Origin of the sequence: Parapedobacter pyrenivorans (genome assembly GCF_014636865.1) — a bacterium.
Classification (GTDB): Bacteria; Bacteroidota; Bacteroidia; order Sphingobacteriales; family Sphingobacteriaceae; genus Parapedobacter; species Parapedobacter pyrenivorans.
This window is the reverse complement of record NZ_BMER01000005.1, coordinates 272,092-284,993: the sequence shown is the minus strand read 5'-3', so window position 1 is coordinate 284,993 and position 12,902 is coordinate 272,092. Positions and strand designations below refer to the sequence as shown.

The window sequence follows — 12,902 nt, the reverse complement described above, 5'->3', positions numbered from 1 at the left end:
ATGGTATTGATAGTACCCGCACGCAAAATCAATCACTTTTGGCGACTCAGAAATTATGATACCAACTAATGAACGGAAATGAAAAGAAAACTACTCGAATGTTTGGTGTGCCCCGGCCTTGGGGCGATGCTCCTCTTGGGCCCGCCGCTTACCGTAGCGGCATACGGTTCCGGAACGAACCACGTCCATGTGGCTCAGCAATCAATCCGGATTCAAGGTACGGTGACTGATGAGGCCGGCCTGCCGATTGCCGGTGCCACGGTAACGGTGATCGGCCAGTCTGGAGGGGTGCTCACCGATGAGGAAGGTAAATTTACGCTGGCCGACGTAGCCCCGGAAGCAAGCCTCCAGATTTCGTATATCGGAAAAGAAACCGTAACGATTGCGGTGGATGGCAAGTCCTCGCTAACGGTGATACTGCCCGAGAAAGCCGACATGCTGGAAGACGTCACCGTGGTGGCCTTTGCCAAACAGAAAAAAGAATCGGTCCTCTCGGCAATCACAACCGTGAAACCTTCGGAATTGCGGGTACCTGCCAGTAACCTTACCACTGCATTGGCGGGACGTGTGGCGGGAATGATCTCCTACCAACAAAGCGGAGAACCCGGGCAAGACAATGCCCGCTTCTTTATCCGGGGCATCACCTCGTTCGGAGCCGACGCCAAGAAAGACCCCTTGATCCTGATCGACAACGTAGAGCTTAGTACGGAAGACTTGGCCAGGCTCAATGTGGATGATATTGCCAGCTTTTCAATCATGAAAGATGCCGCGGCAACCTCGCTCTACGGCGCCCGCGGTGCAAACGGTGTGATCCTGGTGATGACAAAAGAGGGGCGCGAAGGCAAGGTGCAGGTAAACCTGCGTATGGAAAACTCGTTTTCGGCACCCACCGATCGGGTTGCATTGGCCGATCCGATTACCTACATGCGCCTGGGTAATGAAGCCGTGGCCACCCGCGATCCCTTGGCCGAAGAGCCTTACCGGCAAGAGAAGATTGCCATGACCGAGCGCGGGCTGTATCCTACGATGTACCCAGCAACGGATTGGTACAACGCCATGCTAAAGCCGTACACGTCTAACCAACGGGTGAATATGAGCCTGAGCGGCGGGGGTAAGGTGGCGCGGTACTACGTGGCTGGTTCATTGACCAAAGACAACGGAAACCTGCGCATGGATAAGCGGAATAACTTCAATTCCAACATAGACCTTCGTAAATACACCATTCGATCAAACGTTAATATCAACCTTACCAAAACGACGGAAGCAATCGTACGGATGAGTGGCTCGTTTGACGACTATACCGGACCGCTGAGCGGCGGTGCATCCGTGTATGAAAATGTGCTGCGCACCAATCCCGTTTTTTTCCTTCCGGCCTATGCGCCGGATGCGGAAAGCATGAATACCAACCACATCCTATTCGGAAATTACGGAACCGGGCAGCACATCAATCCGTATGCGGAGATGCTCAAGGGGTACAAGGATTACAACAAGAGCCTGATGCTGGTACAGCTCGAGCTGAAGCAAAACCTCAACGCAATCGCCCAAGGATTGTCTGCTCGCGTGCTGTTCAATACAAACCGGTATTCGGAATTTGACGTGCTCCGCCAGTACGCGCCATTTTATTACGCGATGAACCGGTTTGACCAACAGACCGGTAGCTACAACCTCCGCAGGCTCAACCCGGCCGAAGGAAGTGAGTGGATCGATTACCAGGAAGGCGCCAAGTATATCAATACGACCACCTACCTCGAGGCCGCTACAGACTACAATCGGCAGATTGGCGAGAAACACACCCTTACCGGTCTACTCGTATTTGTGATGAGGCAATATAAGACGGCCAATGGTAGCCGCCTCCAGCTCACGCTCCCCAGCCGCAACCTGGGGGTATCGGGTCGCCTTTCATACAACTACGATACGAAATACTTTGTTGAAACCAACTTCGGTTACAACGGGTCCGAACGCTTTTCAACAAAGGAGCGGTGGGGCTTTTTCCCGTCTGTCGGTGCCGCCTGGTTGATATCAAACGAACAGTTTTTTGAGCCCGTAAAAGACTATGTGTCGGTATTGAAGCTCCGCGGAACGTATGGGTTGGTCGGCAATGAGCAGATCGGCAGCGCGGACGACCGGTTCTACTACCTATCCCAGGTGGATATGAATACGGCAAACCGCCGGGTACTTTTCGGGAGGGATTTAAACCATTCATTTGATGGGGTGGAAATCACCCGGTATGCCAATGACAAAATCGGCTGGGAAGTGGCCTACAAGATGAACCTGGGCATGGAAGCCACCATAGGCCGCGATTTTACATTGATTGCCGATTACTTTACCGAGCGCCGCACCAACATCTTGATCGACCGCATCATCCCTTCGGCACTGGGACTCAACGCGGGCGTAAAGGCCAATCTGGGTGAAGCGCGGTCTAGGGGTGTGGATATGGAAATGAACTACCAGAAACACGTTAACAACAACCTGTGGCTAACCTTGCGCGGAACGTTTACCTATGCCCGGGGGCTGGTATCGATATGGGAAGAGCCAGACTATACCGGTACTCCATGGCTATCACGCGTAGACCGGCCCATCGGCCAGGTGTGGGGGTTAGTCGCCGAGCGATTGTTTGTAGACGACTACGAGGTAGACAATTCGCCCACGCAATTTGGCGAGTACATGGCGGGTGATATCAAATACCGCGACATCAACGGCGACGGCAAAATATCCGATCTGGATTTCGTGCCTATCGGGCACCCCGTCAGCCCAGAGATCAACTACGGGTTTGGTGCCTCTTTGGGCTACAAGAACTGGGACTTTTCATTCTTTTTCCAAGGGTCCGCAAGGCAGTCGTTCTGGATCGACCCGGTTCGTACCGCACCGTTTATCGATGCCATCGACGGAAGCACGGTGGGTAGCAATGCGTTGCTGAATGCATACGCAAACAGCTATTGGTCCGAATCAAACCGCGATGTGTACGCCCTATGGCCCCGCCTCTCCAACACGCTGGTGGGCAACAACACGCGTACCAATACCTGGTTTATGCAAGATGCGACATTCATTCGCCTGAAGTCTGCCGAATTTGGATATTCCCTGCCTGAGCCCCTAGCCAAAAGGTTGAAAATGACCAACCTGCGGATTTACGTGAGCGGACTGAACCTGCTGTCGTTCAGCGGCTTCAAGCTCTGGGATCCCGAAATGGCCGGCAATGGCCTTGGCTATCCGGTGCAGCGTGTGTTTAACCTTGGGTTGAACGTCGGGTTTTAACAAAAGAACGACCAAAAGAAGACAATCATGAAACGAGTAAAGAACTACCCCATATTAAGCACTTGGCTGGCGCTGCTATTATCGGCCAGCTCATGCAGCTACCTCGATGTCGTGCCGGATAACGTGGCGACAATCGATCACGCCTTTTCAGACCGGTACACTTCCGAACGGTTTCTGGCCTCCTGCTATTGGCATCTACCCCGCTCGGGCGATCCGAATACCAATCCGGCTTACATGGGTGCGGGCGAATTCATGCACAACCGCGAACGGATCACAACCAGCATGCAGATCGCACGCGGTGCCCAGTCGGCCGCAGACCAACTGATCAACATGTGGGGCGGCGGCAACGGCGGCAACAGCCTCTGGGCCGGCATACGCGACTGCAACATTTTCCTGGAGAATATCGATAAGGTAAATGACCTGACCCTAAACGAAAAAAACAGGTGGAAAGCAGAAATCAAGTTTCTGAAGGCATATTACCACTTTTACCTGCTGCGGTACTATGGGCCCATCCACATCATGGATACCAATACCGATGTGGCCTCGGCAACAGACAACATACGCATGGTACGCAAACCGGTCGACGAGTGTTTCGCATACGCCGTCGGATTGATGGACGAAGTGATCGATAGTGGGCACCTGCAATCCATCAGCGATAAGCCCAGGCAGGAGCTCGGCCGCATTACCGAGCCCGTGGCCAAAGCAATCCGCGCCCGGTTATTGGTAACCTGGGCAAGCCCACTCTTCAACGGCAACACGGAATATGCCCACTTCAAAGATGCTGAAGGCAATGTTTTTTTCAATCAAACCCCCGATCCGGAGCGGTGGATACGCGCTGCCGAGGCGTGTAAAGACGCCATTGATGCGTGCTTAGCGGCAGGTCATGCCCTATACAGCGTAAACGACCTGGTAACGGCTAATGAACTTTCTGACGATTCGAAAGTACAGCTGGCATTCCGCAGCGCACTTTCCCAGCGCTGGAACCCCGAAATCATCTGGGGTAACAGCTCAAGCACGGTCTCCGGAGGCAGCCAGGCCAACATGATTCCCCACCTGCAGCCCGCAACCCATTCGGTTACCGCAGCTTGGATTTCGCCAACGATGAATGTGGCTGAGCTGTTCTATACCGAAAACGGTGTGCCTACCGAGGAAGATCTGGCTTACGACTACGCCAACAGATACCTCACCCACATCAACTCACCTGCGGTGAAACCTTATAATGTCCGCGATGGGGGACTGACCGCCAATATGCACTACCAACGCGAAAACCGCTTTTATGCCTCCCTGGGCTTCGACCGCGGCAAATGGTACAACCTGGTGGGCGAACGGAGCTGGGTAGCCCGCGATGTGGATGCACCGGCCATCGCCGCGCGTTTCAACGAGTACTCCTCGGTATTCAACCCGTTTGACTACTCGGCCACCGGTTACTTCGCCAAGAAACTTGTTTCCGTCAATTCGGGTTTCGTTTCGCAGCACGATTTCAGTGGCGAAGCCTATCCTTATCCCGAAATGCGGATGGCAGACCTTTACCTCTTATACGCAGAGGCATTGAATGAAACCATGGCCACACCAAATGCCTCCGTATACCAGTGGGTCGATGCCGTTCGCGCGCGCGCAGGCTTAAAAGGGGTAGACGAAAGTTGGTCTACACACAGCAATAAACCGACGAAACACATGACCCAAAACGGGATGCGTGAAATCATCCAACGTGAACGCTGTATCGAATTGGCCATGGAAGGCGCTTACTATTGGGATAGCCGCCGATGGAAAACCGCTATCCGCGAACAGAACCGGCAGCTGCGGGGATGGAATGTGACGCGGCAGGATGCTGCTGAATATTACGAAGTGAAGATCCTCTTCAGCCAAAAGTTCTCGCATCGCGACTATTTCGCCCCGATCCCCGAGTATGAGATAATCCGCAACCCGGCGCTGATCCAGAATCCAGGATGGTAGCCGGATGGTGTTAACTGATTTTTGAAAAAACATGAAAACTATGCGCTTGTTAACAATCATGATAGTGGCCATTTTCCTGATGAGATGTTCGGAAAAAGAACTGGCCCCGATTTCCGGAAGCTTAGGAAAGCCCGGTGTTGTCACACAGGTACAGGTGGAGCCTAAAGCTGGGGGAGCGCTCGTGACCTTCCAGACGCCGGGCAATAAAGACATCCTTGGTGTTAAAGCACTTTACACCCTGTCTAACGGCAGGGAGGTGTCTACGCTGGCCTCCTTCTATGACAACAAACTCCTCATCGAGGGGTTTAATGATGAAAATGTACACGAAGCAAAACTCTACACCGTAAACCGCGCACAGGAGCTGTCAGATCCCGTGTCAATAACCTTTACCCCGCTTAAATCAGACGTTCGGCGTGTAAGCGAATCGATGATCATCGAACCCGATTTCGGCGGTCCCCGTTTCAGCTGGGACAATGAAAACAAGGCACCCGTTACCATCGAGCTGTACGTGCCGGATTCGACGGGCGTACTCGGGCTGTCCAAAGTCATCGCAACGTCTTCGTTGGCCATGTTCCATGTGGTCCGCGGTTACGATGCCAAGCCGATACCCGTGGCCGCATTGGTTAGGGATCGCTTCGGCAACGTCTCGGATACCATTTATCCCGGCAACAGGCTATTGACACCGCTATTTGAAACGAAAATCGCAAAGTCAACGATGAAGATGAACATGCTGATGTCGGGCGGCGACGTATCTTACAACTACTTTGACGGGGCCGATAGCTACCTCATCGATGACGATCTGGACAATTTTGGCCATTCCGTAAACGGGTCAATGCCCGGCCCGTTAACCATCGACCTTGGCCAGCTCGTTAAACTCAGCCGTTTCACGCTGCACAGCCGCGATGTATGGGGGCACGCCTTTTCATGGGGCAACGTCAAGGAGTTTGAAGTATACGGCAGGGCCGAAGCGCCATCGGCCGATGGCAATTGGGCCGAGTGGACGCAACTGCTCAAAAGTGAGGTCACTAAGCCATCGGGCTTGCCCGGTACGGACGTTACGCCCGAAGATATCGCACATGGGCTCGGGTTTGATTTCATTATTCCCATCGAGCATGAGCCTGTCCGTTATTTCCGTTTTAAAGTGTTAAGCACGTGGTCTGAAACGACGTTTGCACACATTGCTGAGTTTGACTTTTTTGGCCAGGTCATCAACGAATAAAAGACCAATTGAAACAGAGGATATGAAGAATTACCTAATTATTAGCCTTTTCGGGGCTGTGGCAGCAATGGCCTACGCCTGCGACAAATTTACAGACGTACACCAAGAGTTTATCGAAGGCGGCGAACTCGTCTATGCGCCCAAACTGGATTCGGTATCGGTGGTGGCAGGAGAAAATCGGGTTTCGCTGTCTATGTGGTATTACAATGGCCATAACCTGAAGGAAACCGTTGTCTACTGGAATAGCCAGCAGGACTCACTGGTCATTGATCTGATTCCGTTTTCAATCAAATCGGGGATGGATTCCATCGACGTGATCGTACCGGACTTGCCGGAAAACGCTTACTCGTTCTATCTCCAGAATATCGACGGGAACGGAAACCGGTCTGTGCTAGCCAGCGCGTTTGGCTCGGTATACGGCAGCGACTTCCAATCGCTGATCACCAATCGTCGGATCAGGGAGATCCACATGCAGGAGGGGGGATTCGAGGTATCATGGCTCGCGGCGGATGAAACGCTGATTTTTACCGAGCTGAGGTATGTGGATAGCACCACCGGACAGGAAAAGGTGGTGCGTAAGCCTGCGCAGTCGACCAGTACATACGCAATCCGTGTCAAAGAAAACCAGTTCAGCTACCGCAGCCTCTACATACCCGAGCCCCAGGCAATCGATACATTTTATACCGCATGGTCAGACCCGATAGCGCTGCCCGAATAACAAGAACCACTTAACAATGCAAAGCAATAGAAGAACATTCATTAAGGCGTTAGGCACTGCCGTAGCCGCATTTACGATCGTGCCGCGGCACGTACTTGGCCGGGGGTACATCGCACCGAGCGACCAGTTGACCAAGGGGATTATCGGTACGGGAACCATGGGTCGCGACCACCTCAACTACGGGGGCACCCGCTTGGTGGCCGTATGTGATGTAGACCGTAAACACCTTGAGGTCGGCAAGCGGCTTGTCAATGAACGCATAGCAGCCTATCACGATTTCAGGGAGCTTATCCAGGACGAAAACGTCGACATCGTGCACATCGCAACGCCACCGCACTGGCATGGTACTATGGCCGTTGAGGCCGCACGTGCGGGCAAAGACATCTGGTGCGAAAAGCCGATGACGCGCACCATCGGCGAAGGCAAACGGGTGAAAGAAGCAATAGCCCGCTACGGTAACACCTTCACGCTGAATACCTGGTTTCGGTATGACAGTGGCTTTTATGGCCTGGGCACCCCTGTAAAGCCACTGAAGAAACTGGTGCAGAGCGGCTTGCTGGGTTGGCCCCTCAAAGTAACGATCAGCGCCCATACCGGCTTTGATTGGAAATTCTATTGGGTGGGCAAGGAAGACCTGCAACCCGAACGGGTGCCGCAAGAGCTGGATTATGACAGCTGGCTGGGCCCGGCCCCGTACAAACCGTATCATCACCACCGCGTGCATAGTACCTTCAGGGGCTACTGGGATTATGATGGCGGCGGGCTGGGCGATATGGGCCAGCACTACATCGACCCGGTGCAGTACCTCTTGGATAAAGACGATACCAGCCCCATCAAAGTGGAGGTGGATGCACCGCAACAGCATCACGATGCCATCGGTACGTGGCGATCCATCACCTATACCTTTGCCGACGGCTGCCAGATCGTATTGCAGGGAGGAGATCATGGCGATCCGAATACGCCTTACATCGCAGGCCCGCACGGTAATGTATACCGCGATTTCGTTTGCGATATTCCAAACTGGAAACAGCGGCTCGCTGAATTCCCCGAGCCCGACGAGCAGGCATCCGATTTCATCCACTGCGTAAAAACAAGGGAAAAGCATGCGCTCAATGAACAAAATGGGTTCCGGTCGTGCACAATCGTTAACCTTGGGCTCGCGGCTTTGCGCCTGAACAGGACGCTGCACTTCGACCCCGTCGGCCTGCGGTTCATCAATGACGAGGCGGCAAACCGATTAATTGACCAACCCATGCGCACACCTTGGGGTATTTAACAACATATAGCAACAAGATAATGATGAAGAACTTTTGGATGCCGGTAATAGCCCTGGTAGTGGGACTAACGAGTCCGGTTAGCGGCCAGACACCACTACCTGCTGACGCCGTGGTGAACAACGTATTGGCGCTGTTGCCCGCCGAAGATGGCACGGCACAGCACCGCTTAATGGCCACACTTGCCGAAGGCGGCAGGCCTGCCGTCACGGCGCTGGCCATTTTATTAGCTGCACCGGATTCGGCCACGCGGGTACGGGCATCGTACGCGCTGTCGGGTTTGGCGGCTTACGCCACCACGCGAACGGAAGCCGATCGGGCGAAGATCGCTTCGGCGTATGCACACGTACTAACAGGTACAGACCAAGTCGCCGCAAAGCTGTTTATGATCCGGCAATTGCAGTGGATGGCTGGCGATGAAGCCACCGCAGCACTCGTGGCCTGCCTGAATGACCCAGCACTGGCGGGCCCGGCAGCTCACGCGCTCGCCAATATCGGCACGGCGGATGCGCTGCGGGCGCTAATGGCGGCCGTGCCGAATCAAAGCGATCCCGGCGCCAAGGAGCAGCTCATACTGGCCTTGGCACAAGCCAAAGCCAGTGATGCGGAGACCCTCATCCTCGGATTGGTGGGAACCGGGGAGGAAAACCAGCAACGTGCGGTATTTTATGCACTGGGCGAATTGGGAACCGCTGTATCCTTACCCGCATTGGCGGCAGCGGCGAAGGCCGCGGGTTATACTTATGACCGGCTAGGGGCAACCGCTGCTTACCTCACATTGATAAACCGCGTCGCTACCCTGGGCCATGTGGAACGTGCGGGCAAAGAAGCCCGTAAATTAATGAACCGCGCCCGCAAAAAACAAGCCCATCAGACCCGGATTGCCGCGTTGCAGCTCGTCATGGTCACCGATCCATCCCATGCGGCAGCCGTGGCTGCGAAAGCGCAGCAAGATGCGGACGCCCGCTTCCGGGCGGCTGCTTGGCGATTTGCCGAACAGTATGGCCATGGGGTAGAATTAGCCACACAATTGAATAAAACCCGTTAAACCGCACCTGATGTTTTGCAGATTAAAAACCGTTCTCCTTTTTCTTTTGTCTATTCCGGGTGCCTTCGCCCAACAGCGCTGGCAGCTTGGACCCGGGGTTGGCAATGGGATTGTGTGGCACGTCACGCATAACCAACCCCATTCCGACCACATCGAACTGAGCGGCGAACAGCTCGCTACGGTACTGCGCTACGGTGTACGCCAAGACGGCACCTTCGCGTTGGAACGATCGCTGGTTTGGCCCCTATTGCGCACCATCCCCAATGATACCCATGGCAGTTTTATGCAGCGCTCGGCGCTGGATTTGCCGGCGCTGATTACGGTAAATGGAACCCCCCTGAAACACGAACGGGTAGAGACCATAGCGATCAACGGTTTGTTAAACGTGGTTTCGCAATACCACGTACAGCATGCCTCGACGCCAACCGTGCAGGTTAGCCGAACGGTCTTTCCGTCGATGGTCCATCCCGTACTTTGCGAGGCTTACTCCTTAGTCAACTTTTCAGCGCACCCAATGGTTGTCAGCATCCCCGACTTGCGCATGGATAGCCACGCCCCGGCCGACCGGGGCGTGGATGGTACCTACGTCGTCGCTACGCGGACCGGCAATGCCGGTGTCTTTCGAGTCGCTCCGGGCGATTCACTGTCCTTTAGCTTAAGCATCCAGGCTCACCGCGCTACGGAACCGCCATTGGCCGTCGATGTGGGTGCCGAGTTGGCTGGTAGGGATCGCTTTCTACAGACCATCTCATCGGCACTCGTTTTGGAAACGCCCGACCCGCTGATCGATGAACTCTTCCGCTTTTCGAAAATCCGGGCATCCGAAAGTATATTCAAAACCAAGGGCGGCTATATGCACGGGCCGGGCGGCGAAGCCTATTACGCCGCCATCTGGGCAAACGACCAGGCCGAGTACGTCAATCCGATGTTCCCCTATATCGGCTATTCCATCGGCAACCAGTCGGCCATGAATTCGTTTGCACATTTTGGTCGGTTTATGAATCCGGAGTTTAAACCGATACCGAGCTCAATCATCGCCGAGGGCACGGATATCTGGAACGGTGCCGGCGATCGTGGCGATGCAGCTATGATTGGCTACGGCGCCGCACGATATGCGCTGGCCAACGGAAACTTGGAAGACGCGACCACCTTATGGCCACTGATCGAATGGTGCCTCGCCTATTGTAAACGGCAACTAAACGCACAAGGGGTGGTTGCCTCCGACTCGGATGAACTCGAGGGGCGCTTTCCTGCTGGCGACGCGAACCTGACAACGTCCTGCCTTTATTATGACGCGCTTTTATCGGCCTATTATCTAGGCGGTCATTTACAGATCCCAGCCCGGCAGCTGCGGCAATACAAACAGGAAGCAACCGCACTGCGGCGCGCTATCGAGCGCCACTTCGGTTCGAGCATGCATGGGTTCGAAACCTACCGCTACTATGCTGGCAATGACTTGCTGCGATCGTGGATCGCCATGCCGCTCACGGTTGGGATTTATGATCGGGTGGAAGGTACGGTCCAAGCTTTGTTTTCAGACCGGCTTTGGAGTGAAAATGGCCTATTGACTCAGGAAGGTAGCACCACCTATTGGGATCGCTCTACCCTCTATGCCCTGCGCGGGGCATTTGCCGGGGGAGCAACGGAAAAAGCCCTTCTTTACTTGCAGCACTATGCCAAAACCCGGCTCACCGGCCAGCATGTGCCCTACCCCATTGAGGCGTGGCCCGAAGGCAACCAGCGGCACCTATCGGCCGAAAGCGGACTTTACGTCCGGATCATCACGGAAGGGTTGTTTGGCATCCGCCCAACCGGCCTACGCTCGTTTGCGCTCTCGCCCCGTTTACCTGCAGATTGGCCAACGATGGAGCTTAGCGCGATAAAGGCATTTGGAGGCGAATTGGGTGTGAAGGTTGCCCGTGTGGCAGACAAACTCGAAGTAACGGTGTCAAACAAAGGCAAACTTATCCATACCTCGCAAATAAAACCGGGCGACACCATCAATGTATCGGTAGGCGAATAAAAGTAGAACTGGAAGGATACACCCGCGAAGAGCTTATCCACGGCATCACCTGGCGCGCTGTTTGCCAGGCAGGGCTTGCGCTCCATCCGCTTCGGTGTGATTTGGAAGTGCCTCACGCCTTACTGCCACTGCATATTATGTAATTTCATTAGTATGAATTATGTAATCCTATAAGTATAGTCTATGTAATTTTGAAAAAATAGCTATGCAATTTTGAAAATTATAAATACTTTCGTTGAATGAAATCATTTATAAGCAGACGGATAGCAGAACACATCGAGGCACAGCGCAACAAATTCCCGGTACTCGCAGTGACTGGGCCAAGGCAGTCCGGAAAAACAACCTTACTGAAATCATTATTTCCTGATTATAGATATGTCTCACTGGAAAATCCGGATATCAGAGCGTTCGCTAAGGATGATCCGGTAGCTTTTATGGCCGAATATGAAGCCAATGTTATACTGGACGAAGTGCAGCGTGCACCCCTATTATTTTCTTATATACAAACGGCTGTAGACGAAAGTGGGCAGATGGGCCAATTCATCCTCTCGGGTTCGCAGAATTTCCACCTCCTGAAAAACATCACGCAGACGCTTGCCGGCCGAGTGGCACTATTCAAACTGCTGCCATTGGATCTACAAGAATTAAACGACTCGGGGATGCTGCCACAGGAATATACCGATGCGGCAGTACGGGGCTTTTACCCAGCCCTCTTTCATCGGGGGATTGATTCTACGGTCTTCTACGCCAACTACGTACAAACTTATATCGAAAAGGACGTGACCGAATTGATCAATATCAAAGATGTACAAGGATTCCGGACGTTTCTGGGCTTATGTGCCAGCCGGGCCGGACAGCTACTCAACGTGAATGCATTGGCTAACGAATGTGACATTGCATATGCTACGGCAAAAGCCTGGATGGCTATACTGGAGAGCAGTTACATCACATTTCTGCTATATCCTTATCACGAAAATTTTGGAAAAAGACTGGTAAAAACACCGAAACTCTATTTTTATGACACAGGACTGCTTTGCCACCTGTTGGGAATTTCCAACGGTAGCCAGCTAAAAGTGAACAGGCTAAAGGGCAATGTATTCGAAAATATGGTGTTGGCTGAGTTTAACAAGGCAAACCAACACCTATACTTGCATCAGCAATACTACTTCTGGCAAGATAGCAACGCCAACGAAATCGATATATTGCAGAAAACGGCCGATAGCTTCCGTGCATATGAAGTTAAAGCCACCCAAACCATCAGTCGCGACCTTTTCAAAGGGCTAGACAAGTTTGCCGATGCAGCTGCTCCGATCAACGTTATTAAGACCTTGATATATGGGGGCAACGAAGATCAGCAACGCACCAATTACAGGGTGCAAAGTTGGAAAAGTATTTATAGCACACCTTAGGCACAC

Annotated in this window: 8 protein-coding genes; all 8 read left to right on the top strand. The window is 53.4% G+C overall.

Features of this window, described 5'->3' with window-relative positions:
* The first annotated feature begins 78 nt into the window (after window positions 1-78).
* The 8 genes from IEV98_RS20245 (at window position 79) to IEV98_RS20210 (ending at window position 12,896) form a co-directional block, all read left to right on the top strand.
* Window positions 79-3,252, top strand: coding sequence for a SusC/RagA family TonB-linked outer membrane protein (locus tag IEV98_RS20245; protein WP_188507853.1), 3,174 nt, complete (start codon window positions 79-81; stop codon window positions 3,250-3,252).
* 27 nt (window positions 3,253-3,279) lie between these two features.
* Window positions 3,280-5,205 carry a RagB/SusD family nutrient uptake outer membrane protein gene (locus IEV98_RS20240; RefSeq protein ID WP_188507852.1) on the top strand — a complete coding sequence of 642 codons (1,926 nt, stop codon included), beginning with the start codon at window positions 3,280-3,282 and terminating at the stop codon, window positions 5,203-5,205.
* A gap of 40 nt (window positions 5,206-5,245) precedes the next feature.
* Window positions 5,246-6,424, top strand: coding sequence for a DUF5000 domain-containing lipoprotein (locus IEV98_RS20235; protein ID WP_188507851.1), 1,179 nt, complete (start codon window positions 5,246-5,248; stop codon window positions 6,422-6,424).
* Between the two features lie 22 nt (window positions 6,425-6,446).
* The gene (locus tag IEV98_RS20230; protein WP_188507850.1) at window positions 6,447-7,142 is read left to right on the top strand and encodes a DUF4998 domain-containing protein; all 696 of its coding nucleotides are present in this window, start codon (window positions 6,447-6,449) and stop codon (window positions 7,140-7,142) included.
* Window positions 7,143-7,158: 16 nt separating this feature from the next.
* Entirely contained in the window at window positions 7,159-8,418 is a 1,260-nt protein-coding gene (locus IEV98_RS20225) for a Gfo/Idh/MocA family oxidoreductase (RefSeq protein ID WP_188507849.1), read from the top strand.
* 20 nt (window positions 8,419-8,438) lie between these two features.
* Window positions 8,439-9,464 (top strand): HEAT repeat domain-containing protein, encoded by a 1,026-nt coding sequence (locus IEV98_RS20220; RefSeq protein WP_188507848.1) that lies wholly within the window; start codon window positions 8,439-8,441, stop codon window positions 9,462-9,464.
* Window positions 9,465-9,474: 10 nt separating this feature from the next.
* Window positions 9,475-11,487, top strand: a complete 2,013-nt coding sequence (locus IEV98_RS20215; protein WP_188507847.1) for a hypothetical protein — start codon at window positions 9,475-9,477, stop codon at window positions 11,485-11,487.
* A 239-nt stretch (window positions 11,488-11,726) separates the two neighbouring features.
* Complete coding sequence (locus tag IEV98_RS20210; RefSeq protein ID WP_188507846.1) at window positions 11,727-12,896, top strand: ATP-binding protein; 1,170 nt, start codon at window positions 11,727-11,729, stop codon at window positions 12,894-12,896.
* The last annotated feature ends 6 nt before the right edge of the window (window positions 12,897-12,902 follow it).

What these genes read in the sequence shown, in the direction of transcription:
- IEV98_RS20235 (WP_188507851.1), top strand. Translation starts at nt 5,246, where the DNA reads ATGCGCTTGTTAACAATCATGATAGTGGCCATTTTCCTGATGAGATGT.
- IEV98_RS20245 (WP_188507853.1), top strand. Translation starts at nt 79, where the DNA reads ATGAAAAGAAAACTACTCGAATGTTTGGTGTGCCCCGGCCTTGGGGCG.
- IEV98_RS20240 (WP_188507852.1), top strand. Translation starts at nt 3,280, where the DNA reads ATGAAACGAGTAAAGAACTACCCCATATTAAGCACTTGGCTGGCGCTG.
- IEV98_RS20215 (WP_188507847.1), top strand. Translation starts at nt 9,475, where the DNA reads ATGTTTTGCAGATTAAAAACCGTTCTCCTTTTTCTTTTGTCTATTCCG.
- IEV98_RS20230 (WP_188507850.1), top strand. Translation starts at nt 6,447, where the DNA reads ATGAAGAATTACCTAATTATTAGCCTTTTCGGGGCTGTGGCAGCAATG.
- IEV98_RS20210 (WP_188507846.1), top strand. Translation starts at nt 11,727, where the DNA reads ATGAAATCATTTATAAGCAGACGGATAGCAGAACACATCGAGGCACAG.
- IEV98_RS20225 (WP_188507849.1), top strand. Translation starts at nt 7,159, where the DNA reads ATGCAAAGCAATAGAAGAACATTCATTAAGGCGTTAGGCACTGCCGTA.
- IEV98_RS20220 (WP_188507848.1), top strand. Translation starts at nt 8,439, where the DNA reads ATGATGAAGAACTTTTGGATGCCGGTAATAGCCCTGGTAGTGGGACTA.